26 protein-coding genes and 1 other RNA gene are annotated in these 24,163 nt (G+C 54.4%); 18 read left to right on the forward strand and 9 right to left on the reverse strand.

Features of this window, described 5'->3' with window-relative positions; translation table 11 throughout:
* Positions 1 to 53 precede the first annotated feature (53 nt).
* The 4 genes from AC22LX_RS12595 (at position 54) to sstT (ending at position 4,369) form a co-directional block, all read left to right on the forward strand.
* Positions 54 to 554 (forward strand): M48 metallopeptidase family protein, encoded by a 501-nt coding sequence (locus tag AC22LX_RS12595; protein WP_045394898.1) that lies wholly within the window; start codon positions 54 to 56, stop codon positions 552 to 554.
* A 73-nt stretch (positions 555 to 627) separates the two neighbouring features.
* A complete protein-coding gene (locus tag AC22LX_RS12600) occupies positions 628 to 1,617 on the forward strand; it encodes a Gfo/Idh/MocA family protein (protein ID WP_063447621.1) in 990 nt (329 codons plus the stop codon).
* Between the two features lie 268 nt (positions 1,618 to 1,885).
* Positions 1,886 to 2,854 carry a TerC family protein gene (locus AC22LX_RS12605; RefSeq protein ID WP_045394902.1) on the forward strand — a complete coding sequence of 323 codons (969 nt, stop codon included), beginning with the start codon at positions 1,886 to 1,888 and terminating at the stop codon, positions 2,852 to 2,854.
* A gap of 267 nt (positions 2,855 to 3,121) precedes the next feature.
* Positions 3,122 to 4,369 carry a serine/threonine transporter SstT gene (sstT, locus tag AC22LX_RS12610; protein ID WP_063447622.1) on the forward strand — a complete coding sequence of 416 codons (1,248 nt, stop codon included), beginning with the start codon at positions 3,122 to 3,124 and terminating at the stop codon, positions 4,367 to 4,369.
* 749 nt (positions 4,370 to 5,118) lie between these two features.
* On the opposite strand, the gene AC22LX_RS12615 is transcribed toward sstT, so the two are convergent.
* Together AC22LX_RS12615 and uxaC are read right to left on the reverse strand one after the other, a co-directional pair.
* Complete coding sequence (locus AC22LX_RS12615; RefSeq protein ID WP_063447623.1) at positions 5,119 to 6,606, reverse strand: UxaA family hydrolase; 1,488 nt, start codon at positions 6,604 to 6,606, stop codon at positions 5,119 to 5,121.
* An 18-nt stretch (positions 6,607 to 6,624) separates the two neighbouring features.
* On the reverse strand, positions 6,625 to 8,037 hold the full coding sequence (gene uxaC, locus AC22LX_RS12620) for a glucuronate isomerase (RefSeq protein ID WP_045394905.1): 1,413 nt from the start codon (positions 8,035 to 8,037) through the stop codon (positions 6,625 to 6,627).
* Between the two features lie 467 nt (positions 8,038 to 8,504).
* On the opposite strand from uxaC, the gene AC22LX_RS12625 reads away from it, so the two are divergent.
* The 8 genes from AC22LX_RS12625 to AC22LX_RS12660 all read left to right on the forward strand — a co-directional run bounded on the left by AC22LX_RS12625 (position 8,505) and on the right by AC22LX_RS12660 (position 13,652).
* Entirely contained in the window at positions 8,505 to 9,806 is a 1,302-nt protein-coding gene (locus AC22LX_RS12625; RefSeq protein ID WP_045394906.1) for an MFS transporter, read from the forward strand.
* Between the two features lie 128 nt (positions 9,807 to 9,934).
* On the forward strand, positions 9,935 to 10,711 hold the full coding sequence (gene exuR, locus AC22LX_RS12630) for a transcriptional regulator ExuR (RefSeq protein ID WP_015369577.1): 777 nt from the start codon (positions 9,935 to 9,937) through the stop codon (positions 10,709 to 10,711).
* A gap of 350 nt (positions 10,712 to 11,061) precedes the next feature.
* Complete coding sequence (gene yqjA, locus AC22LX_RS12635; RefSeq protein ID WP_015369576.1) at positions 11,062 to 11,724, forward strand: DedA family general envelope maintenance protein YqjA; 663 nt, start codon at positions 11,062 to 11,064, stop codon at positions 11,722 to 11,724.
* Positions 11,725 to 11,732: 8 nt separating this feature from the next.
* The gene (mzrA, locus tag AC22LX_RS12640; protein WP_161801919.1) at positions 11,733 to 12,110 is read left to right on the forward strand and encodes an EnvZ/OmpR regulon moderator MzrA; all 378 of its coding nucleotides are present in this window, start codon (positions 11,733 to 11,735) and stop codon (positions 12,108 to 12,110) included.
* A gap of 148 nt (positions 12,111 to 12,258) precedes the next feature.
* Positions 12,259 to 12,627: a DUF1090 domain-containing protein gene (locus AC22LX_RS12645; protein ID WP_047044796.1), complete on the forward strand. Its 369-nt coding sequence runs from the start codon at positions 12,259 to 12,261 to the stop codon at positions 12,625 to 12,627.
* Positions 12,628 to 12,652: 25 nt separating this feature from the next.
* Positions 12,653 to 12,958, forward strand: a complete 306-nt coding sequence (locus AC22LX_RS12650; protein ID WP_015369573.1) for an ElaB/YgaM/YqjD family protein — start codon at positions 12,653 to 12,655, stop codon at positions 12,956 to 12,958.
* 2 nt (positions 12,959 to 12,960) lie between these two features.
* A complete protein-coding gene (locus AC22LX_RS12655) occupies positions 12,961 to 13,359 on the forward strand; it encodes a phage holin family protein (RefSeq protein ID WP_015369572.1) in 399 nt (132 codons plus the stop codon).
* Positions 13,356 to 13,652, forward strand: coding sequence for a YqjK-like family protein (locus tag AC22LX_RS12660; protein WP_015703570.1), 297 nt, complete (start codon positions 13,356 to 13,358; stop codon positions 13,650 to 13,652). The genes AC22LX_RS12655 and AC22LX_RS12660 overlap by 4 nt, the downstream gene beginning before the upstream one ends.
* Here AC22LX_RS12660 and AC22LX_RS12665 read toward each other — a convergent pair whose 3' ends face one another.
* Positions 13,653 to 13,856, reverse strand: coding sequence for a hypothetical protein (locus tag AC22LX_RS12665; RefSeq protein WP_045394909.1), 204 nt, complete (start codon positions 13,854 to 13,856; stop codon positions 13,653 to 13,655).
* Between the two features lie 324 nt (positions 13,857 to 14,180).
* On the opposite strand from AC22LX_RS12665, the gene AC22LX_RS12670 reads away from it, so the two are divergent.
* From AC22LX_RS12670 to AC22LX_RS12680, 3 genes are all read left to right on the forward strand, one after another.
* The gene (locus AC22LX_RS12670; RefSeq protein WP_015703571.1) at positions 14,181 to 14,573 is read left to right on the forward strand and encodes a DoxX family protein; all 393 of its coding nucleotides are present in this window, start codon (positions 14,181 to 14,183) and stop codon (positions 14,571 to 14,573) included.
* Positions 14,574 to 14,647: 74 nt separating this feature from the next.
* Positions 14,648 to 15,634 carry a glutathione S-transferase family protein gene (locus AC22LX_RS12675; RefSeq protein ID WP_045394910.1) on the forward strand — a complete coding sequence of 329 codons (987 nt, stop codon included), beginning with the start codon at positions 14,648 to 14,650 and terminating at the stop codon, positions 15,632 to 15,634.
* 125 nt (positions 15,635 to 15,759) lie between these two features.
* Complete coding sequence (locus AC22LX_RS12680) at positions 15,760 to 16,128, forward strand: DUF805 domain-containing protein (protein ID WP_015369567.1); 369 nt, start codon at positions 15,760 to 15,762, stop codon at positions 16,126 to 16,128.
* Between the two features lie 37 nt (positions 16,129 to 16,165).
* On the opposite strand, the gene AC22LX_RS12685 is transcribed toward AC22LX_RS12680, so the two are convergent.
* On the reverse strand, positions 16,166 to 17,062 hold the full coding sequence (locus AC22LX_RS12685; RefSeq protein ID WP_045377888.1) for a LysR family transcriptional regulator: 897 nt from the start codon (positions 17,060 to 17,062) through the stop codon (positions 16,166 to 16,168).
* 104 nt (positions 17,063 to 17,166) lie between these two features.
* Between AC22LX_RS12685 and AC22LX_RS12690 the strand changes: the two genes are divergently transcribed.
* Both AC22LX_RS12690 and AC22LX_RS12695 read left to right on the forward strand, forming a co-directional pair.
* Entirely contained in the window at positions 17,167 to 17,868 is a 702-nt protein-coding gene (locus AC22LX_RS12690; protein WP_032715877.1) for a pirin family protein, read from the forward strand.
* A 22-nt stretch (positions 17,869 to 17,890) separates the two neighbouring features.
* Positions 17,891 to 18,052, forward strand: a complete 162-nt coding sequence (locus AC22LX_RS12695) for a hypothetical protein (protein WP_072251530.1) — start codon at positions 17,891 to 17,893, stop codon at positions 18,050 to 18,052.
* Between the two features lie 31 nt (positions 18,053 to 18,083).
* On the opposite strand, the gene AC22LX_RS12700 is transcribed toward AC22LX_RS12695, so the two are convergent.
* From AC22LX_RS12700 to garL, 5 genes are all read right to left on the reverse strand, one after another.
* Complete coding sequence (locus AC22LX_RS12700) at positions 18,084 to 18,494, reverse strand: Spy/CpxP family protein refolding chaperone (protein ID WP_045394911.1); 411 nt, start codon at positions 18,492 to 18,494, stop codon at positions 18,084 to 18,086.
* Positions 18,495 to 18,643: 149 nt separating this feature from the next.
* Positions 18,644 to 19,504: a mechanosensitive ion channel domain-containing protein gene (locus AC22LX_RS12705; protein ID WP_045394912.1), complete on the reverse strand. Its 861-nt coding sequence runs from the start codon at positions 19,502 to 19,504 to the stop codon at positions 18,644 to 18,646.
* Between the two features lie 270 nt (positions 19,505 to 19,774).
* Positions 19,775 to 20,155: RNase P RNA component class A (gene rnpB / locus AC22LX_RS12710), an RNA gene on the reverse strand.
* A gap of 210 nt (positions 20,156 to 20,365) precedes the next feature.
* Complete coding sequence (garR, locus tag AC22LX_RS12715) at positions 20,366 to 21,256, reverse strand: 2-hydroxy-3-oxopropionate reductase (RefSeq protein WP_045394913.1); 891 nt, start codon at positions 21,254 to 21,256, stop codon at positions 20,366 to 20,368.
* 24 nt (positions 21,257 to 21,280) lie between these two features.
* Positions 21,281 to 22,051: a 2-dehydro-3-deoxyglucarate aldolase gene (gene garL, locus AC22LX_RS12720; RefSeq protein ID WP_063447625.1), complete on the reverse strand. Its 771-nt coding sequence runs from the start codon at positions 22,049 to 22,051 to the stop codon at positions 21,281 to 21,283.
* A 485-nt stretch (positions 22,052 to 22,536) separates the two neighbouring features.
* On the opposite strand from garL, the gene garD reads away from it, so the two are divergent.
* Positions 22,537 to 24,108, forward strand: a complete 1,572-nt coding sequence (gene garD, locus AC22LX_RS12725) for a galactarate dehydratase (protein ID WP_047044783.1) — start codon at positions 22,537 to 22,539, stop codon at positions 24,106 to 24,108.
* The last annotated feature ends 55 nt before the right edge of the window (positions 24,109 to 24,163 follow it).

The raw sequence follows: 24,163 nt of genomic DNA on the forward strand, positions 1-24,163 counted from the left end.
AAAATTCGCGCGTGTTATCGCTCAATTCTCCGGAGAAGTAAACTTTTTTCACCATGAACACGCTACCTTACCTTCAGGGCTACCCCGAATCGCTGCTGTCGCAGGTGACGACCTTAATCGAGCAAGGTCGCCTCGGCGAGGTGCTGCAAAAGCGCTATCCGCAGGGGCATGATGTCAACAGCGATAAGGCGTTATATCAATACACCCAGGATCTGAAGGCCCGCTATCTGCGCGGGGCGGCGCCAATCAATAAGGTGATGTACGACAGTAAAATCCACGTTCTGAAGAACGCGCTTGGCCTGCATACCGCTATTTCCCGCGTTCAGGGCGGCAAACTGAAAGCTAAAGCGGAAATTCGCGTAGCGACGGTGTTTCGCGACGCGCCGGAAGCGTTTCTGCGCATGATCGTGGTTCATGAACTGGCGCACTTAAAAGAGAAGGATCACAATAAGGCCTTCTATCAGCTGTGCTGTCATATGGAGCCGCAGTATCACCAGCTAGAGTTTGATACCCGCCTGTGGCTGACGCACCTTTCGTTAAACCGTTCTGCGTGATAGCGCACTCGTTTTGTCATCATGGCGTGCTAGAGTGACGAAAGGTCCCCTTTAACGGAGTTCGTCAACGTTTATGATACGTTTCGCAGTTGTTGGCACAAACTGGATTACTAAGCAGTTTGTCGATGCCGCCCATGAAACCGGTAAATTTAAACTCACCGCGATTTATTCCCGCAGCCTTGAACAGGCGCAAGCTTTCGCTAATGACTACCCGGTCGAGCATCTGTTTACTTCGCTCGATGAACTGGCGCAGAGCCCTGACGTTGACGCGGTCTATATTGCCAGTCCGAACTCGCTGCACTTCCCGCAAACCCGTCTGTTCCTGAGCCATAAAAAACACGTGATTTGCGAAAAGCCGCTGGCATCGAACCTGCAAGAGGTCGAAGCGGCGATTGCCGTGGCTAAAGAAAACAACGTGGTGCTGTTTGAAGCCTTCAAAACCGCCAGCCTGCCAAACTTCCTGCTGCTGCGCGAAGCGCTCGATAAAGTGGGCAGACTGCGCAAAGCCTTCATCAACTACTGTCAGTACTCATCGCGCTACCAGCGCTATCTCGACGGCGAAAACCCGAATACTTTCAACCCGGCCTTTTCCAATGGCTCGATTATGGATATCGGTTTTTACTGCCTCGCCTCGGCGGTCGCGCTGTGGGGCGAACCGCAAGCGGTCCATGCCAGCGCCAGCCTGCTGGCGAGCGGCGTTGATGGTCAGGGCACGGTGGTGCTGAGCTACGGCGATTTCGATGTCACCCTGCACCACTCGAAGGTCAGCGACTCCACTATCCCCAGCGAAATCCAGGGCGAAGAAGGCGCGCTGGTGATTGAGAAAATCTCCGAATGCCAGAAGGTGGCCTTTATTCCACGCGGCGGCAAAGCGCAGGATCTCACCCAGCCTCAGCACATCAATACTATGCTGTATGAAGCGGAAGCGTTCGCGCGGCTGGTGGAAACCAACGACGTCGCTCATCCAGGGCTTGAAGTCAGCCGCATTACGGCAAAACTGCTTAGCGAAATCCGTCGCCAAACCGGCGTGATCTTCCCGGCGGATACTCAGCCTGTGGAGTAAAGGAGTGTAAATGGGCCCTCGACCTCCATTGACGCCCTTTATAACTTGTAATACTTTGTTACGTGCAAAGGGGAGTAACTTCCTGGCCGGTCGATCGTCATTACGATGCGTGCAAAACCGCATCCGGTCGCCGGGCAACAAGATCAAGGATCCATGTCCGCTCTTGTTGTAAGTGAGACCTTGCCGGAAGGCGAGGTCTATGCATAAAAGCGCAGCGGCTGCCGTCTTCCGACGACAGCCGTTTTGTTTTTATGTAAGGAATAACGCAATGAATAGTGTCGGCACGCCGTTATTATGGGGCGGATTCGCTGTAGTCGTGGTCATCATGCTGGCGATCGATTTACTGCTTCAGGGAAGGCGCGGTGCGCATACCATGACCATGAAGCAGGCCGCCGGTTGGTCCATCCTGTGGGTCACCCTCTCCCTGCTGTTTAATGCCGCTTTCTGGTGGTATTTGGTGCAAACGCAGGGCCGCGCCGTCGCCGATCCGCAGGCTTTAGCCTTCCTCACCGGTTATCTGATCGAAAAATCACTGGCGGTCGATAACGTCTTCGTCTGGTTAATGCTCTTTAGCTACTTTGCCGTGCCGCCTGCGCTACAGCGCCGGGTTCTGGTGTATGGCGTCCTCGGCGCGATTGTCCTGCGTACCATTATGATCTTCACCGGCAGCTGGCTGATTTCGCAGTTCGAATGGCTACTGTACGTGTTCGGCGCCTTCCTGCTGTTTACCGGGGTGAAAATGGCGCTGGCGAAAGAAGATGATTCCGGGATCGGCGATAAGCCGCTGGTGCGTTGGATCCGCAGCCATCTGCGCATGACGGATAAAATCGAGAGCGAGCGCTTCTTCACCCGTAAAAATGGCGTGCTGTTCGCCACGCCGCTGCTGCTGGTGCTGATCCTGGTTGAGCTGAGCGACGTGATTTTCGCCGTTGATAGCATCCCGGCGATTTTCGCGGTGACCACCGACCCGTTCATCGTGCTGACCTCTAACCTGTTTGCGATTCTCGGCCTGCGTGCGATGTACTTCCTGCTGGCAGGCGTGGCGGAACGCTTCTCGATGCTGAAATATGGTCTGTCGGTGATCCTGGTGTTTATCGGTATCAAGATGCTGATCGTCGATTTCTACCACATTCCGATCGCCGTTTCCCTCGGCGTGGTGGGCGGTATTCTGGCGGCAACGCTGCTGATTAACGCCTGGGTGAACAGACAGAACGATAAGAAGAAACAGCTGCAATAACCCCCTACCCCCGGCCAGATATCGCGTATCTGGCCGGGATACGCCGCACGGCTTTAGGTTTCCCGCGCATAATCTCTATGCATGTCACAAAAACGTTAATATATAGTTAAAAAACAAGATCGGCGTGCAAGAAACAGTAGAATACGCTTCCTCCCTCGCGTTCTTTCCGTATACTCGACCATGCAAACATTCATTTACATCCGGACATAAACGTAACAAATAATACGTCGCCGGGATGGACTGCTACATCACTGGAAGGAATGATTTATGACAACACAAACCCGCCCGTCGGGGCTGCTGCAGCGCCTGGCGCAGGGCAGCCTGGTGAAACAAATCCTGTTGGGACTGGTACTTGGCGTGGTACTGGCGCTGGTCTCAAAACCGGCGGCCATCGCCGTGGGATTGCTGGGAACGCTGTTCGTCGGCGCGCTGAAAGCCGTCGCGCCGGTGCTGGTATTAATGCTGGTGATGGCGTCGATCGCGAACCATCAGCACGGACAAAAAACCAGTATCCGCCCGATTCTGTTTCTTTATCTGCTGGGCACCTTCAGCGCGGCGCTCACCGCGGTGCTGTTTAGTTTTGTTTTCCCTTCTACGCTGCATCTGACCAGCGCGGCGGACAGCATCACCCCGCCGTCGGGGATTGTAGAGGTGCTGCGCGGACTGCTGATGAGCATGGTGGCGAACCCTATCGACGCGCTGCTGAACGCCAACTATATCGGGATTCTGGTGTGGGCGGTGGGACTGGGCTTCGCGCTGCGCCACGGTAACGACAGCACCAAAAACCTGATTAACGACGTCTCGCACGCGGTGACCTTTATCGTCAAGCTGGTGATCCGCTTTGCGCCGCTGGGTATTTTTGGCCTGGTCTCCTCGACGCTGGCGACGACCGGTTTCGATACCCTGTGGGGCTACGCCCAGCTGCTGCTGGTGCTGGTCGGCTGCATGCTGCTGGTGGCGCTGGTGATTAACCCGCTGCTGGTATTCTGGAAAATCCGCCGTAACCCGTATCCGCTGGTGCTGACCTGCCTGCGTGAAAGCGGCGTCTACGCCTTCTTTACCCGCAGCTCCGCCGCCAACATTCCGGTGAATATGGCGCTGTGCGAGAAGCTGAATCTGGATCGCGATACCTATTCGGTATCTATTCCGCTGGGGGCGACCATCAATATGGCAGGCGCGGCGATTACTATCACCGTGCTGACGCTGGCGGCGGTGCATACGTTGAATATTCCGGTGGATCTGCCGACGGCGCTGCTGCTGAGCGTAGTGGCCTCGCTGTGCGCCTGCGGCGCTTCCGGAGTGGCGGGTGGTTCGCTGCTGCTGATCCCGCTGGCCTGTAATATGTTCGGTATTCCGAACGATGTTGCCATGCAGGTTGTCGCCGTCGGCTTTATTATCGGCGTGCTGCAGGATTCCTGCGAAACGGCGCTCAACTCGTCCACCGATGCGCTTTTCACCGCCGCGGCCTGTATAGCTGAAGACGAACAGCTGGCGAAGAATGCCCTGCGTAGTTAAATATTGCCTGATGGCGCTACGCTTATCAGGCCTACGGACCTATTCTGTTGGTAGCCCCGGTAAGCGCAAGCGCAACCGGGGAGAGTTCAATGACGGCGCCGTTATTTTGTCGGATGACGCTACGCTTATCCGACCTACGGTCCGTGCGGCCTGCCTTTAATTTATTCACCATGCTGGCTGAAACTGCAGGTGTTAGTGGCCTCAAAATCGCTGAGACGTTGCCGGAAGGCCGGGGCAGCCCGCATGGATGCGGGCTGAGGGCCGTGATTTGCAAGGACGCTGCCTCGGCCCGACCCGAAGCCTGCCGGGATAAGTCGAAGGCACCACGAAGTGGCGATTTTGGCGGCCAGAGCCCGGGAGTACAGAGGGCGGCGGCGACTGGCCGCCCTTTGTGCGCTCCCTGCGCCATGAGGGACATAACGCAGAAGAAATATCGGGAGCGCAATCTGCTCTGAAATAATAAAAAACAACTGTTTTTCCCGGACCAAAACAGTTGCAAATCGATAACAGTATCTACGGACCTATTCAGTTGGTAGCCCCGGTAAGCGTAAGCGCGACCGGGGAGCGTTCAATGACGGCGTCGTTATTTTGTCGGATGGCGCTACGCTTATCCGACCTACGGTCCGGTATTCAGTTGGTAGCCCCGGTAAGCGTAAGCGCAACCGGGGAGCGTTCAATGGCCGCGCCATTATTTTGTCGGATGACGCTACGCTTATCCGACCTTTCAAACACAGCGGTAGCCACTGTCGTTACAGCGTGACGCCGCTTTTAAAGATTGCCAGTTCGCGGAAATCATTGCGTTCGTTGCAGGTCTGCTTGCCGTTGGCGATATCGACGATCAGATCGACAAACTCCTCCAGCACCTGCGGCATCGCTTTCCCGTGAATCAACTGCCCGGCATCGAAATCAATCCAGTGCTTTTTCTTCGCCGCCAGCTCGCTGTTGGTAGCGATTTTTACCGTCGGTACGAAACCGCCATAAGGGGTGCCGCGACCGGTACTGAACAGCACCATATGGCAGCCGGCGCCCGCCAGCGCGCTGGTCGCCACCGCATCGTTACCCGGCGCGCTCAACAAATTCAACCCGTGGACTTTCAACCGTTCACCGTAGCGCAGAACGTCCACCACCTGGCTGGAACCCGCTTTCTGCGTGCAGCCAAGCGACTTATCTTCCAGCGTCGTGATACCGCCCGCTTTGTTACCCGGCGACGGGTTCTCGTAGATAGGCTGGTCGTGGGCGATAAAATACTGTTTAAAATCATTGACCATAGTGACCAGTTTGCCGAAGGTCTCTTCGTCGCGACAGTGGCTCATCAGCAGCTGCTCGGCGCCGAACATTTCCGGCACTTCGGTCAACACCGTGGTGCCGCCGTTCGCAATCAGGTAGTCAGAAAAACGCCCCAGCAATGGGTTAGCGGTAATGCCGGACAGGCCGTCCGAGCCGCCGCACTCAAGGCCAAACTTCAGTTCGCTCAGTTTACCCGCTTCGCGTTTATCATGGCGCATCACTTCATAGAGCTGGTGAAGATGCTCAATTCCCGCTTCCACTTCATCTTCCTGATGCTGGCAAATCATGAAGTGTACGCGTTCCGGGTCAAAATCCCCCAGCGTTTCACGGAAGGCATCCACCTGGTTGTTCTCGCAGCCGAGGCCAATCACCAGCACCGCCCCGGCATTCGGGTGACGGACCATGTTTTGCAGCATGGTACGGGTGTTGATGTGGTCATCTCCCAACTGCGAGCAGCCGTAGGTGTGGCTGAAAAGGAAGACGCCGTCGGTGCCTTCCGCGTCGTTGGTCTCTTTCAGGAAACGGTTCTGGATCTGCCGGGCGATACCGTTGACGCAGCCCACGGTCGGCAGGATCCACAACTCGTTACGCACGCCGACTTCACCGCTGGCGCGACGATAAATCTCAACGTCGCGATCCGCAGGCTGCGCCGGTTGTTCAACCAGGTCAGGTTGATAGCGATACGCGTCGAGATCGCTCAGATTGGTACGCGTATTATGCGCATGAACATGCTCGCCCGGCGCGATATCCGCCAGCGCATGACCAATCGGCAACCCGTACTTAATGACGTTTTCACCTTTCGCAATGGCCCGCAGCGCGAACTTATGACCGCGGACAACATCCTGGCTGAGGGTGACGGTATCGTTATCAATCGTCACCACGCTGCCTGACGCCATATCCGCCAGCGCCACCGCGACGTTATCCTGCGAATGGATTTTAATGTATTGCATATCAACCGACCTCAGGCCTTAGTTCAATTCAATGGCGAAGTAATCACGCGCATTGTTAAAGCAGATGTTTTTCACCATCTCGCCCAGCAGAGCGATATCCGCAGGCGCTTCGCCAGCAGCCACCCAGCGGCCGATCATCTGGCACAGGATACGGCGGAAGTACTCGTGGCGAGTGTAGGAGAGGAAGCTGCGGCTGTCGGTCAGCATACCGACAAAGCGGCTCAGCAGGCCAAGCTGCGCCAGCTGGGTCATCTGACGTTCCATGCCGTCTTTCTGATCGTTGAACCACCAACCGGAACCGAACTGCATCTTGCCCGGCATGCCTTCGCCCTGGAAGTTACCGATCATGGTGCCCAGCACTTCGTTATCGCGTGGGTTCAGGCAGTACAGAATAGTTTTCGGCAGCAGGTTTTCTTCGTTCTGTTTGCTCAGCAGCTTTGACAGTTCTTCGGCCATCGGACGGTCGTTGATGGAATCGAACCCCACATCCGGCCCTAACAGTTTGAACTGACGCAGGTTGTTATTACGCAGCGCGCCGATGTGGTACTGCTGTACCCAGCCGCGGCGCGCGTATTCCGCGCCGAGGAATACCAGCACCGCCGTTTTGAACTGCGCGACTTCATGCTCGCTGAGCGTTTCGCCCGCCAGACGGCGCGCGAGAATGCTATCCAGTTCGTTATCGCTAGCTTCAGCGAACAGCACCACGTCCAGCGCGTGGTCGGAAACTTTACAGCCGTGAGCGGCAAAGTGATCCAGACGCTTAGTCAGCGCGCTTTGCAGGTCGGCGAAGCGGCGAATCTCGGTATCGGAGACTTCGCCAAGCTTGTTCATATAATCGTTAAAAGTGGCCTGCTCGATGTTGAACGCTTTATCCGGACGCCAGCTCGGCAACACTTTGATATCAAAGGTACTGTCTTTGGCGACCGTCGCATGATGCTCCAGTGAATCTATCGGATCGTCGGTCGTCCCCACCATCTTCACATTCATCTGCTTCATAATTCCACGGGCTGAGAAGGATTCCTGAGCCAGCAACTCATTACACTGGTCCCAGATTTCATCCGCCGTGGCTGGCGACAACAACTTACCTGTAATACCAAAAGGACGGCGCAGCTCTAAATGCGTCCAGTGATATAGCGGGTTACCGATGGTATGAGGTACGGTCGCCGCCCAGGCGTCAAATTTCTCGCGATCGGAAGCATCGCCGGTACACAAGCGCTCCGCCACGCCGTTGGTGCGCATCGCGCGCCATTTGTAATGGTCGCCTTTCAGCCAGATGTCATACAGATTTTTAAAACGGTAATTTTCGGCAACCTGCTGCGGCGGAAGGTGGCAGTGGTAGTCGAAAATCGGCTGATCTTTGGCGTAATCGTGGTACAGACGGCGGGCAAACTCGGTATCAAGCAGAAAATCTTCGGTCATAAACGGTGTCATTGTCGTGTCCTCTTCGCCCCATCAAGGAGCCCATCAGATGATTGACTCTAATGCTGACAAAGTTATCACACCAATTTCTACAGGCCGAAGTATTTTTCGTGAGTTAGATCAATAAACGTCGACAAAAAAAGCACCACCAAAGGAGTAAACATCGCTGCAAGCCGCGCCAGCCCTGGCTTTAATTGACGCGATTAATGTCCCTACAAACTTTCCCACTTTTGTGACAGTACTCAACTTTTAAAGTTGTATGACAAGTTATCTTTCTGCCGTCGCAACATATAAACCGACGGAATGCATTACCGATGTGAATGACATCGGATTAAACGGTAGGGATGCCGGTTTCACTTTAACCACTGATGGCAAGGTTCAGTTCACGTCCTGAACCCTCCGTTTCCCCATCCTCCTCCCCTGGCGGGATGAAAGATGGCCGCAGACGCTGCGGAGAGACAACAACGATGAGGTTTTACATGCGTAAAATTAAAGGGTTACGTTGGTATATGATCGCACTGGTGACGCTGGGCACCGTGCTGGGTTACCTGACTCGTAACACCGTAGCGGCGGCTGCGCCGACGCTGATGGAAGAGTTGCACATTTCAACCCAACAATATTCTTATATCATCGCCGCCTACTCCGCTGCATATACCGTTATGCAGCCGGTTGCCGGCTATGTGCTTGATGTGCTCGGCACCAAAATTGGCTACGCCTTCTTTGCTATCGCCTGGGCGGTGTTCTGCGGTTCAACGGCGCTGGCAGGTAGCTGGGGCGGCCTGGCGCTGGCCCGCGGCGCGGTCGGCGCAGCGGAAGCGGCGATGATCCCTGCCGGTCTGAAAGCCAGCTCCGAATGGTTCCCGGCGAAAGAGCGTTCCATCGCTGTCGGCTACTTCAACGTCGGCTCTTCTATCGGCGCGATGATTGCTCCGCCGCTGGTGGTATGGGCGATTGTCATGCATAGCTGGCAGATGGCATTTATTATTTCCGGGGTTCTGAGCTTCGCCTGGGCGATGGCCTGGCTGATTTTCTACAAACACCCGCGCGATCAGAAAAAACTCACCGATGAAGAACGTGACTACATCATCGGCGGCCAGGAATCTCAGCATCAGACCAATAACGCGAAGAAAATGTCGCCGTGGCAGATCCTGCGTAACCGTCAGTTCTGGGGTATTGCGCTGCCGCGCTTCCTCGCAGAACCAGCCTGGGGTACCTTCAACGCCTGGATCCCGCTGTTCATGTTTAAAGTTTACGGCTTTAACCTGAAAGAGATCGCTATGTTCGCCTGGATGCCGATGCTGTTCGCCGACCTCGGCTGCATCGTCGGCGGCTACCTGCCGCCGCTGTTCCAGCGCTGGTTTGGCGTGAATCTTATTGTCTCACGTAAAATGGTCGTGACGATGGGCGCCCTGCTGATGATTGGTCCTGGCATGATTGGCCTGTTCACCAGCCCGTATGTGGCGATTGCGCTGCTGTGCGTCGGCGGTTTTGCTCACCAGGCCTTGTCCGGCGCGCTGATCACTCTCTCTTCCGACGTCTTTGGTCGTAACGAAGTGGCCACCGCCAACGGCCTGACCGGGATGGCGGCGTGGCTGGCCAGCACCATGTTCGCGCTGGTCGTCGGCGCGCTGGCGGATACCATCGGTTTCAGCCCGCTGTTCGCGGTGCTGGCGGTCTTCGACTTACTCGGCGCGCTGGTTATCTGGACGGTACTGAAAAACAAATCGGCCGACGATGACTCGACGCCGCTCAATACCACGAAACCGGTGACGCAAAGCTAGACTGCCAGATGATTTTGCACCGACTAAGCCGCCTTTTTGAGGCGGCTTTTTTTATGCCTTCCAGTGGTGGAAAGCGCGTAAAAGTGGTATAACAAATCGAATATTGTCGCCATCTTCCGGGAGCGAATATGGAAATCAGTGAACCGCGCCGTCTCTATCAGCAGCTTGCCGCTGAGCTAAAGACGCGTATCGAACAAGGCGTCTACCTTGTAGGGGATAAGCTGCCTGCAGAGCGCTTTATCGCCGATGAAAAAAGCGTCAGCCGCACCGTGGTTCGCGAAGCCATCATCATGCTGGAAGTCGAAGGCTATGTTGAAGTCCGCAAAGGCTCCGGCATCCACGTTATTTCCAACCACCCGAAATACCAACAGGTGGTGGATGAATCGCTGGAGTTCGCCAACTATGGTCCGTTTGAATTACTCCAGGCCCGTCAGTTAATTGAGAGCAATATCGCTGAATTCGCCGCGACTCAGGTGACCAAACAGGACATCATGAAGCTAATGGAAATTCAGGAGAAAGCCCGCAACGAGAAGTGCTTCCGCGATTCCGAATGGGACCTGCAGTTCCATGTCCAGGTCGCGCTGGCCACCCAGAACACCGCGCTTGCCGCCATCGTAGAGAAGATGTGGACCCAGCGTGTACATAACCCGTACTGGAAAAAACTACACGATCATATCGACCTGCGCACCGTCGACAACTGGTGCGACGATCATGACCAAATCCTCAAAGCGCTCATTCGTAAAGACCCTCACGCGGCGAAGCTGGCAATGTGGCAGCATCTGGAAAATACCAAGCTGATGCTGTTTAACGAAACCAGCGATGACTTTGAATTCAATGCCGATCGCTATCTGTTTGCCGAAAATCCGGTGGTTCATCTCGATACCGCGGCGAACGGGGCAAAATAACGTATTATCCCTTTCACGGGCAGAACCTCTTTTTCTGCCCGCAGACCCGACAGGGTAAGCAAAGCATATATAGTGTCAGCCTGTGTAAATCCTCTCGCTACTCGCCCCTGCAACCCGCAAAATCAATCAGCAACAAACTGCAATTTCTATGACGTGAAGTCAGCTAGTTTGTTACAATTAGATGCATTTTACCGTTCTGCAGGTAAGTGTTTACTTACTGTTTAATCAAGGATTCGATCAGAACGTATTAACAGCGGCCATACTCTCATAATAATTTAGTCGCTATACCCGATGGCTAATGAATACACCGCGTTCAGACGTACCGTTAACCGATGTACCAGGAATCGTGAATGGAACTACTAACCCAATTACTGAATGCCTTATGGGCCCAGGATTACGAAACCCTCGCTAATCCCTCCATGATTGGCATGCTCTATTTTGTCTTATTTATGATTTTGTTCCTTGAGAACGGTTTACTGCCGGCGGCGTTTTTACCAGGCGACAGCCTGCTGGTGCTGGTTGGGGTGTTGATCGCCAAAGGGGCGATGGGCTTCCCGGAAACCTTACTGCTGCTGACGGCGGCGGCGAGCCTTGGTTGCTGGGTAAGCTATATCCAGGGCCGATGGCTGGGCAATACGCGGATCGTGCAAAACTGGCTCTCGCATTTACCCTCGCATTATCACCAGCGAGCCCATCACCTGTTCCACAAGCATGGGTTGTCAGCGCTGCTGATTGGCCGCTTTATCGCCTTCGTACGTACGCTGCTGCCAACAATTGCCGGTATCTCCGGTCTGAATAACGCGCGTTTCCAGTTCTTTAACTGGATGAGCGGCCTGCTGTGGGTGCTGATTCTTACCTCTCTCGGCTATCTGCTGGGTAAAACACCGGTGTTCCTGAAGTATGAAGATCAGCTGATGTCATGTCTGATGCTGCTACCGGTTGCGCTGCTGGTCTTTGGTCTGATCGGCTCCCTGGTTGTACTGTGGAAGAAAAAACACAGTAGTCGGAGCTAAACATGGTCATCAAACGTCCTTCCTGGCGCCAGATGCGGTGGATGCTGGGCGGCTCACTGCTGCTTTGCGCCATCGTCTGGCTGTGGCTGACCGTCAGTCAGCATGAATCCACTCTGGCCATCCGTCCCGTCAGCCAGGGCGTCGCCATGCCGGACGGTTTTTCCGTCTGGCATCATCTTGACGCCAACGGCATCCGTTTTAAGAGCATCACGCCGCAAAAAGACGGCCTGCTGATCAAATTCGACTCCAACGCTCAGGGCGCCGCGGCAAAAGAAGTATTGGGCCGAGCTCTGCCTCACGGTTATATTATTGCTCTGGTGGATGAAGAAAATTCGGCCACCGCCTGGTTATCCCGCCTGCGCGATGCTCCGCGCCGTTTTGGATAACGCGTCAAAAATTCCGAATCTTTTCGCACGGTTTGGTGAAGTCCCGCTTTCGTGTCTATTATTAAAACTGCGGGAACCGCCTGGCTCGTATTGTTGACTGGATTGGGTGTATCGTCGATATACCCTCACACAATGGAAGGTAGAATCCATGAATTACCGCATCGCACTATTACTGGCTCTGACCTCACTTAGCGCCAGCGCCTTCGCAGCCTCTCCTTGTCAGGAAAAAGAACAAAGTATCCAACGGGAGATCAGCTATGCCGAAAAACACCATAATCAGCATCGCATTGACGGCCTGAACAAAGCGCTGCAGGAAGTTCGCGCTAACTGCAGCGACAGCAAGGTCAGGGCTGAACATCAGCAGAAAATCGCCAAACAGAAGGCCGAAGTTGCCGAACGTCAGCGCGATCTGAGCGAGGCGAAGCAGAAAGGCGATGCGGACAAAATTAGCAAACGGGAACGTAAACTGGATGAAGCGCAGCAGGAACTGAAAGCGCTTGAGTCACGCGATTATTAATTGGTAAACGCTACAGGAGAACAAGATGGCTAAAGATAACGTTGCAGAAGATCTACGCGCTGAGCTGAAAAATCTGGCTGACACGCTGGAAGAAGTTCTGAACTCCTCCACCGACAAATCGAAAGAAGAGCTCGGCAAACTGCGTAGCAAAGCGGAAAGCGTACTGAAAGACAGCCGTGTGCGTCTCAGCGACACCAGCGATGCCATCGTCAAGCAGACGCGTGAAACCGCCGCTCGCGCCGATGAGTACGTTCGCGAAAATCCATGGACCGGAGTGGGCATTGGCGCAGCCGTCGGGCTGGTTGTCGGCGTACTGCTGTCGCGCCGTTAATTATGGCAAACTCTCAACACACGCAGGGCCCGGGACAGAGCGTATTCGGCATCGGCCAGCGGATTATCACGCTGCTGGTCGAAATGGTGGAAACGCGCTTGCGCCTGGTCGTCGTGGAGCTGGAAGAGGAGAAAGCGAACCTCTTCCAGCTGTTGCTGATGCTCGGGCTAACGCTGTTATTCGCCGCTTTTGGGCTGATGAGCTTGCTGGTGCTGATCATCTGGGCCGTCGATCCACAGTACCGCCTGCATGTGATGATCGCGACCACCAGCGTCCTGCTGCTCGCCTCGCTGATAGGGGGAATCTGGACCCTCAGGAAAGCTCGCCGTTCAACGTTTTTACGCCATACCCGCGACGAGCTGGCGAACGATCGCGCGCTGCTTGAGGACGATCGTCGATGAGCGGCCAACAGGAACGCGACCAGCGAAAAGCGCTGCTGCTGCGCCAAATCCAGCAACAGCGGCTGGATTTGGCCGCCAGCCATCGTCACTGGCTGGAAGCCACCTCACCTATCGATCGCGGCTGGCAAACGCTGAAACACCTGCGTTCATGGGCGATGGTCGGCAGCGGGGTAATGGCTATCTGGTCGGTGCGCCATCCGCGCTTTTTAATCCGCTGGGGCAAACGCGGCCTCGGCATCTGGAGCACCTGGCGGATGGTCAAAGGGATCCTGCGCCAGTCAGCATCGCGTTAATTACGCGCTCAGTGCGCCAGCGCGCTGAGCTCTTGCTCGCATACCGGTGGTTTTACTGACCAGCGCGCTATCAACGCCGTTATGAAACATCGCGAGGGCTATTTTACACGTCGCCTGACGTTCGCCTTCTTCTCTACCTTCTTCACTCCCCTGTTTACTTCCCTTTGTGCGCCCTCGCTCTTCAAACCATTCTGCTAATGTCATCAGTTGCTCCTTATGTTCAGGCATTCCCTGCGCCAGTTGACGAAAAAATCTGCCTGGGCTGGTCAAATGGCCGGAACGGGCAAGGATAAGATGCCTCTGGTGATAAAACAATCAATAGCCACGCACGCTGCGAGGCGCCTCGGAAAATATTTTCGCCGATCGCACCAATTGCTCAGAAAGTTTGAAAAAGAACTACAGTTTTCCTTGCTAACAATCCCCTCTCAAGCTCGCTAATATCCTCTCCATCGACAGCAAGCCCGCGTAACCACGCAGGATTGCACTAAAAAACGAAATCGCCGCCCTTTGGGTTTTCTGGAGTAAGAAATGAAAAAATTAGAAGATGTTGGTGTTCTGGTAGCGCGTATTCTGATGCCGATTCTGTTCATTACCGCTGGTTGGGGAAAAATCACCGGGTATGCAGGTACGCAGCAGTATATGGAAGCGATGGGTGTTCCGGGAGCGCTGCTGCCGCTGACTATTCTGCTTGAGTTTGGCGGCGGTCTGGCGATTCTGTTCGGTTTCCTGACTCGCACTACCGCGCTGTTCACCGCAGGCTTCACCCTGCTGACCGCGTTCCTGTTCCACAGCAACTTTGCTGAAGGCGTGAACTCGCTGATGTTCATGAAAAACCTGACCATCGCTGGTGGTTATCTGCTGCTGGCCGTGACGGGTCCGGGCGCATTCAGCATCGACCGCGTGCTGAATAAAAAGTGGTAAGCGCACTATACTGAGTAAAAATCTAAAAAAGCGAGGGGCTATCTCCTCGCTTTTGCTATCTGAAGGAGGAAGTAATGGGACAATTAGTCGACGGCGTCTGGCAAGATACCTGGTATGACACCAAATCCACCGGAGGACGGTTCAAGCGTTCCGTTTCAGCCTTCCGCAACTGGCTCACCGCCGATGGCGCGCCGGGTCCCGCGGGCGAAGGCGGCTTCGCCGCAGAGAAAGACCGCTATCACCTGTACGTTTCACTGGCCTGCCCGTGGGCGCATCGCACCCTGATTTTGCGCAAGCTGAAAGGATTAGAGCCCTTTATATCCGTCTCGGTTGTTCATCCGCTGATGCTGGAAAACGGCTGGACCTTCGCCGCCGATTTCCCGGATGCGACCGGCGACCAGCTCTACCATCATCAGTTCCTCTATCAACTTTATCTGCAGGCCGATCCGCATTACACCGGCCGGGTGACCGTTCCGGTGCTGTGGGATAAAAAACAACAGACCATCGTCAGCAATGAGTCGGCTGAAATTATCCGCATGTTCAATACCGCGTTTGATGGCCTGGGCGCGCGCGCAGGCGACTATTATCCGCCGGCGTTGCGGGACAAAATCGATGATCTGAATAGCTGGATCTACGACAATGTTAACAACGGGGTGTATAAAGCCGGTTTCGCCACCAGCCAGCAGGCCTATGATGAAGCCGTCGACGCGCTGTTTACCTCGCTCGAACGCCTTGAGCAGATCCTCGGTCAGCACCGCTACCTGACCGGGAACCAGTTAACGGAAGCGGATATCCGCCTGTGGACAACGCTGGTTCGTTTCGACCCCGTGTATGTCACCCACTTTAAATGCGATAAGCGCCGCATCAGCGACTATCTCAACCTGTACGGTTTCCTGCGCGATATCTACCAGATGCCGGGGATTGCGGAAACGGTGAATTTCCCGCATATCCGCAATCACTATTATCGCAGCCACAAAACCATCAACCCGACGGGGATCATCTCCGTGGGTCCGCAGCAAGATCTCAACGAGCCGCACGGGCGGGATCGCTTTTCCCGCTGATCGATAAGGCGCCTAAGGGCGCCTTTTATTCAGATTACGGATATTTACCAGTTTGATATTCATGCCTATGATTATTTTGATCGCTTTGAAAACAAGTGATTAATGGTTAACTAAGGCGTGAGAAAATGGACTGGTATCTAAAAGTATTACGAAACTATATTGGCTTTGGCGGTCGCGCCCGGCGCAAAGAGTACTGGATGTTTATTCTGGTCAACATCATTCTCACCGCAGTGCTCAGCATCATCGATAAGATGCTCGGCTGGCAGCGTGCAGGAGGTGAAGGCATCCTGACGACCATTTACGGCGTGCTGGTTTTTTTACCCTGGTGGGCGGTGCAGTTTCGTCGCCTGCATGACACCGATCGCTCGGCGTGGTGGCTACTGCTGCTGCTGATCCCGGTCATCGGCTGGCTGGTGATTTTGATTTTCAATTGCCAGAACGGCACGCCCGGCAATAATCGCTTTGGGCCAAATCCAAAACCCTACTCCTACTGATTTACGCGCTCCTCGGGCCGAGGAGCGCATCTTCCCGTTATCTGCCGGCAAACAGTTTCGGGATCTCCCGAAGACACCAGGATTTGGCTTCGCCCATGCTGTCGCGGCGCCAGGCCATAATAATATCAATTTCGTTGGTGTATTCAGGACTCACAACCCGCAGGCGCCCTTCAGCAATATCTTTCTCAACCAACGGATACGGCATGGTCGCCACGCCAAGCCCTGCCAGCAGCGCCTGGCGTTTATCTTCAATAGTGCTGACGGTTAGGCGCGGCTGCTTATCCAGCAGTTGCACCGTCAGTACCGGACGCTCGCGCGCGGTATCCGCCACCGCGACGCCGCGATATTTCACTCGAGTCACCTCGGAAAGCGGTTCTGGCTCCTGATGAATCGGGTGATCCGGCGCGGCAACGTAAACGCTTAACACCGAATAGAGCTTACGCGAGTTAATTTCTGACGATGAACGAAAATGCATATCCGGCGCGACGACAATATCAGCACGCCCCTGCTCCAGCCTTTCCCAGGCGCCGGCCAGCACTTCGGTAATAATCGACAGCTGGGTATTAGATTTGGTCGCCAGCTTCTCAATCAGCGGAAACAGATCGGTGGTCGGAACCAAGGCTTCGGTAACAATGGTCAGGTGAGTTTCCCAGCCGCGCGACAGCGCTTCGGCGTCGGTGGTCAGCTTGTCCGCCGCTTCCAGCAGCACGCGCCCGCGTTCCAGCAGCATGCGGCCAACGTTCGTAAATTTTGTGCGATGGCCGGAACGGTCAAACAGCACCACATCCAGTTCTTCTTCCAGTTTTTGCATGGTGTAGCTTAGGGCCGAAGGCACGCGACCCAGCTCGTCAGCCGCAGCGGCAAAGCTCCCGCGTCGGTCTATCGCATCCATTACGCGTAACGCTTCCAGCGTTAATGCTCTCTCTTTCGCCATTTCGCTCTCATTCAGGAATTTTGAACATACCGGGCAGAATATCTGGCTAACAATACAGCGTCCATACCTTTACCATTGATTTAGTGTAAAGAGAGGTCAAGAAAATGATTACAACCCGAACAGCCAAACAATGCGGTCAAGCAGACTTCGGCTGGCTGCAGGCCCGCTACACCTTTTCCTTTGGCCACTACTTCGACCCTAAATTGCTGGGTTACGCCTCGCTGCGCGTACTCAATCAAGAAGTGCTGGCGCCGGGCGCGTCATTTCAGCCGCGTACCTACCCAAAGGTCGATATCCTGAATCTGATTCTGGAAGGTGAAGCGGAATACCGCGATAGCGACGGCAACCACGTACAGGCAAAGGCTGGCGAAGCTCTGCTGCTCTCCACTCAACCGGGGGTCAGCTACAGCGAGCATAATCTCAGTAAAGAGCAGTCATTGACGCGCATGCAGCTGTGGCTGGATGCCTGCCCTGAGCGCGAAAACCCGCTGGTACAGAAAATGACGGTTGGCGATTCGCCGATTCAGCTATTAGCCTCTCCGGACGGCAGCGGCGACAGCTTACAGCTGCGCCAGCAGGTGTGGATCCATCACCTGCAGCTGGCGAAGGGCGAAGAGATCAACGTTCAACTGCACGGCCCGCGCGCCTATCTGCAGTCGATTCACGGTACGGTACATGCCGTGGCAAAAAAGGAAGAGAAACAGGCATTAACCTGCGGCGATGGCGCTTTTATTCGTGACGAAGCTAACATTACCCTCGTCGCCGATACGCCGCTGCGCGCTTTGCTGATAGATTTACCGGTGTAACAAGGAAGCCGGGAGTTTGTGAGTGAGCAAGAAGAAGAGCAAAAAAGCGAAACCGTTAGACCTGCCAGTTACTCCGGAAGCCATGAGCCCAATCGGCTTTGGCTATGAAGAGATGCTGAGTGAACTGGAAGCCATCGTGGAAGATGCGCAAACGCGGTTGCAGGACGAAGATAACGCCGCCTGAAGAAATCGGCCCCATAACGGGGCCGACTTTATTACTCGCTCAGCGCCTGAGAGAGATCTTTTTTCACCTGAGTACGCTGTTCCGGCGTCAGTACCTGATTAACACCGAAATAGTACTTCACACGATAATAGCGCACCTGTTGCTCAACCTTGCTGAAAGCCGCAAGCTGATCTTTCACCGCTTTTTCATTCCATTTCCCGGAATCGATCACGTCAAATAACACGCCATCTTTAATATCTTTCTGCGAAACCTGTTGGACGTTCTTTTCCATTTCCTGATGCAGGCTCTTAATTTTAGCGACCTGATCCTGGCTCAATTTTAAATGCTGAACGATAGGATCCTGAGCCGGCGCCGGCGCGGCGGCAACCTCAGCGGCCTGTGCCGCCATGGAGAATCCTGCGGCTGCAGCCGTCATTAATACCATCCGAGAAAGTTTGTTCATTTTGTTATCCTGAATAAGTACGTAGTGATAAGACGCCCTATTATTCCCTGAACAATAATGACGATGTGTAAAAAAGCATGTTCACCAGTGTAAGCATTCAGATAATATATTCACCAAATGAATTTCATAAAAAATAAAATTCACATTGATTATTGAATGCGCGCTAAGTCCGGTGATGTTAAATTAATATCCATGCGCGGCGCGGCCAGCATAATGTTATTTTCATCGAGCGCATTTTTGATATTTTCCAGAAAATCAAAATAGGTATCCCAATACTCCGCATTTTTCACCCATACGCGAATGGTAAAATTAAGCGAGCCGGGAGCCAACTCGATCAGGCGAACCGTGGTACCGCGAGAGTGATCGATGCGCTTTTCATCATCGATGAGCGTCTGGATCACCTGTTTAACGTGCGATATCTGGCTATGACATGCTACCCCAAGCGTGAGATCGATGCGGCGATAGGGATGGCGGGAATAGTTAACGATGCTATCGGCTATAATTTTACCGTTCGGGATAATGACTTCTTTATTATCTACAGTCAGCAACGTCGTAGAAAAAACATGTACCGATTGTACCAGCCCGGCTACCGCCCCCACCTGCACAAAGTTACCCGCACGGAAGGGACGTAACGTCACCAGCAATACGCCTGCGGCAAAATTTGACAGCGAGCCCTGCAGCGCCAGGCCAATGGCCAGACCTGCCGCGCCAAGGACGGCGATAATGGATGAGGTTTCAATCCCTACCCGGCCTAACGCGGCGATAATCGCAAAAGCCATGGTGATATAGCGCACCAACGCGGCGAAGAAGTGGACGATTGTCGCATCTACGTTGCGTCGCAGCAGAATTTTCTCGAGAGTTTTGCCGAGTAGTTTCGAAATCAGCTTACCAACAAACAAAATGATCAGCGCCGCCGCGATATTCCACGCAAACTGCATAATTGTATCGCCATGGCCGACAAGCCAGGCGAGCGCCGCTTTAATTTGAGGAAATAAAACCACATTTTTCACGTCAGCCGCTCCTGTCTGGATAACACGTTAAACCTGCTATCCATTAAGCTGAATGATGACCGCTACAAATGAGGGATTGAGATTAATGGATAGAAGATACATTTTCAAAGCGTGACAGTATCAATGAGCGCGGCCTGCAATGCAGCCAGAAAGCTGTTTAAAAGTGGATATCCGGCAATACAGGTTTGTAATGGGCTGAAATCAAAAAAACGAAATGGGATTGAGTTCCAGATAGTAAAAACCCCGCCGAAGCGGGGTTTTTACGTAAAGAGGTGAAACTGACCGATAAGCCGGGTTCTGTCGTGGACAGTCATTCATCTAGGCCAGCAATCGCTCACTGGCTCAAGCAGCCTACCCGGGTTCAGTACGGGCCGTACCTTATGAACCCCTATTTGGCCTTGCTCCGGGTGGAGTTTACCGTGCCGCGGACTGTTACCAGCCGCGCGGTGCGCTCTTACCGCACCCTTTCACCCTTACCTGATCCCGCTTGCGCGGGCCATCGGCGGTTTGCTCTCTGTTGCACTGGTCGTGGGCTGTGACACCCCCCAGGCGTTACCTGGCACCTTGCCCTATGGAGCCCGGACTTTCCTCCCCTCCGCCCGTCTCCCCCTTAGAGGACGACGACGAAGCGGCGACTGTCTGGTCAGCTTCGGCGCGAAGTATAGAGGGTTCGCGCGCCTTTGTCACCCCGCACAGCGCATTCCGCTCGCAAGCGTCGCGGCAATCATGGCTTTCACCCTCCCCTCGCCGGCAGAAAGGCTTTGTTTATCAGAGCCAGGGACGAAAAAATGTTCATGGTGATGTAGCCTGACGGCGCTGCGAAAAGTAAACATAACAGGGCGCAGGCACACGCCCATCTTGTTAGCGAGTCACTTCCACTTTCGCCAGTTTTTCGTAGTAACACGCCAGAGCGCTATGGTCCGCGGTACCCAGACCATCCGCGCGCAGCGCCTGCATCATCTCCATTACCGCCGCCGTCAGCGGTAGCTGGGCGCCGACGCCGTGAGATGTATCCAGCGCATTGGCCAGATCTTTGATATGCAGATCGATGCGGAAACCCGGCTTGAAGTTGCGATCCATCACCATCGGCGCTTTAGCATCAAGCACGGTGCTGCCCGCCAGGCCGCCGCGAATCGCCTGATACACCAGGTCCGGGTTAACGCCGGCTTTGGTGGCCAGGGTTAACGCCTCCGACATGGCCGCGATGTTCAGCGCCACAATCACCTGGTTGGCCAATTTGGTGACGTTACCTGCGCCAATATCGCCGGTATGAACCACGGATCCCGCCATCGCTTTCATCAGGTCGTAGTATTTATCGAAAATCGCCTTGTCACCGCCAACCATCACCGACAGGGTACCGTCGATCGCTTTAGGTTCGCCGCCGCTTACCGGCGCATCCAGCATATCGATGCCTTTGGCCTTCAGCGCTTCGCTAATTTCACGGCTCGCCAGCGGCGCGATAGAGCTCATATCGATCACCACAGTGCCCGGTTTCGCACCTTCGATAATGCCGTTTTCCCCCAACGCAACGTCTTTTACGTGCGGAGAGTTTGGCAGCATGGTGATAATTACATCGCACTGCTCAGCAATGGCTTTCGCTGTGCTCGCGGTTTCTGCACCCGCGGCAATCACATCAGCAATGGCTTCAGGGTTACGGTCGGATACCACCAGCGAATAACCCGCCTTCAGCAAATTTTTGCTCATCGGCTTGCCCATGATGCCAAGACCAATAAAACCCACTTTGATAGTCATAATCTTCTCTCTTAATCCTGGTGATTATTTTTTAAAAGAATCAGCAAGTTTCTGGGTTGCTGAACGGAAGACGCCTAAATCGCTACCGACGGCGACGAAGGTCGCGCCCCACTCCAGATAGCGACGCGCATCGGCTTCTACCGGTGCAAGAATGCCGCTCGGCTTACCGTGTTTCCTGGCGCTGGAGAAAATATGCTGGATAGCATGCTGAACCTCAGGATGGGCGGCATTGCCCAGATGGCCCAACGCCGCGGCAAGATCGCTCGGACCGACGAACAGGCCATCAACGCCATCGGTCGCAGCGATCGCGTCGACGTTGTCCACTCCGGTCTGGCTCTCAATCTGCACCAGAATGGCGATGTTGTTATTAGACTGAGTGAAGTACTCCGCTACGGTGCCGAACATATTGCCGCGATGAGAAACGGAGACCCCGCGGATCCCTTGCGGCGGATAGCGGGTTGATGCCACCGCCTGAGCCGCCTGTTCAGCGGTTTCGACAAACGGCACCAGGAAGTTGTAGAAACCGATGTCCAGCATACGCTTGATGATAATCGGTTCGTTGGTCGGCACGCGCACGACCGGCGCGCTGTGGCTGCCCTTTAGCGCCATTAATTGCGGGATAAGCGTGGTCACATCATTGGGCGCATGCTCCGCGTCGAGCACCAGCCAATCGAAACCAGCCAGCCCTAATACCTCGGTGCTAATCGAATTCGCCAGGGCGCACCAGCAGCCGATTTGTACCTGGTGGGCCGCCAACGCGGCTTTGAATTTGTTCGGGAAAATTGCGTTATCCATGATTTTTACCTTGGGTTAATCGTTGCTTACTGCTGTCATTCAATCCGTTTAATATCGTCAATCACAAATATAAACAGCAGAATTAAAAAGCGAACCGCTACCTATTTTCTCTTATCCAGGATCATTTAGATATTTTTCTGACACCGAATGTCCTTTATTATTTTTTAAGCGAGCTATTTATTCGTATATCGAACACCGCAAAACATGGCTCAGTATAATCATCCCACCGTTGCCAGACACTATGCACAATCACAATATAAGCGCCTCAATAATCATTTTCGTTATGCAAATGCCAGAGAACGTGGGCGCTAATCCACACTTCTCAGGATTACCCACCTATGTGCAACGGTCGTCGCGGCAAGGAGTGACGTAGATCACAACCTAACGCTATAACTCCTGACATTCTTTATTTCATTATTTTGCTAAGCAGTAATTTAATTAACGATTTATTTTATTATTAGCACCGGTTTGGAGATCACTGGACAATGGCTGACATTGAAATTCGACAACAGTCACCGACGGCTTTTTATATAAAAGTACACCCTACAGATAATGTGGCGATTATTGTTAACGATCGCGGTTTAACCGCCGGAACGCGTTTTCCGGATGGCCTGACCCTCGTTGAACATATCCCGCAAGGCCATAAAGTCGCCCTTGTCGATATCCCTGCCCATGGTGAAATCATCCGCTACGGCGAAGTGATTGGCTTCGCCGTTCGCGATATACCAAAGGGAAGCTGGATTGATGAGTCGCTGGTCGAACTGCCAACCGCGCCGCCTCTCAATACCTTACCGCTGGCGACTAAAGTCCCCACGCCGCTGCCGCCGCTGGAAGGATACACCTTTGAAGGCTATCGCAATGCCGACGGCAGCGTGGGCACCAAAAATTTGCTGGGGATCAGCACCAGTGTGCACTGCGTCGCCGGCGTGGTGGATTATGTGGTCAAGATCATTGAACGCGACCTGCTGCCTAAATATCCCAACGTCGACGGCGTAGTGGGATTAAACCACCTCTACGGCTGCGGCGTGGCGATTAACGCCCCGGCGGCCATCGTGCCGATTCGCACCATCCACAATATCGCGCTGAACCCTAACTTTGGCGGCGAGGTAATGGTGATTGGCCTTGGCTGTGAAAAGCTGCAGCCGGAACGTCTGCTGCAGGGAACCGAAGACGTGCAGCCGATTGCCGTCGATAGCGCCAGCGTGGTGCGTTTGCAGGATGAACAGCATGTCGGTTTTAAATCGATGGTCGATGATATCCTGCAGGTTGCCGAGCGCCACCTGGCGAAGCTGAACGCCCGCCAGCGTGAGACCTGCCCGGCTTCGGAATTAGTGGTGGGTATGCAGTGCGGCGGCAGTGACGCCTTCTCCGGCGTGACCGCCAACCCGGCGGTGGGTTATGCGTCCGACCTGCTGGTGCGCTGCGGCGCGACGGTGATGTTCTCGGAAGTCACCGAAGTGCGCGATGCTATCCATCTGTTAACCCCGCGCGCTATCAACGAAGAAGTTGGCAAACGACTGCTGGAAGAGATGGCCTGGTACGATAACTATCTGGAGCTGGGAAAAACCGACCGCAGCGCCAATCCGTCGCCGGGTAATAAGAAAGGCGGTCTGGCGAACGTGGTGGAAAAAGCGCTGGGTTCGATTGCCAAATCTGGCAAAAGCGCCATCGTCGAAGTTCTCTCGCCGGGTCAGCGCCCGACGAAACGCGGGCTTATCTATGCCGCGACGCCGGCCAGCGATTTTGTCTGCGGCACTCAACAGGTGGCTTCCGGCATTACCGTTCAGGTGTTCACCACCGGGCGCGGCACCCCTTACGGCCTGATGGCGGTGCCGGTGATTAAAATGGCGACCCGTACCGAGCTTGCCAACCGCTGGTACGACTTAATGGATATCAATGCCGGTACCATCGCGACTGGCGAGGAGACGATTGAGGAAGTCGGGCAGAAGCTGTTTGAGTTCATTCTTGACGTCGCCAGCGGGCGTAAGAAAACCTTCTCCGATCAATGGGGTCTGCATAACCAGCTGGCGGTGTTCAACCCGGCGCCGGTGACGTGATCCCGAACAGAGCGCGTATCACCAGCCGGGTTATACAGAATATCCCGGCTGGGAA

This window comes from Klebsiella sp. PK01 (assembly GCF_057624675.1).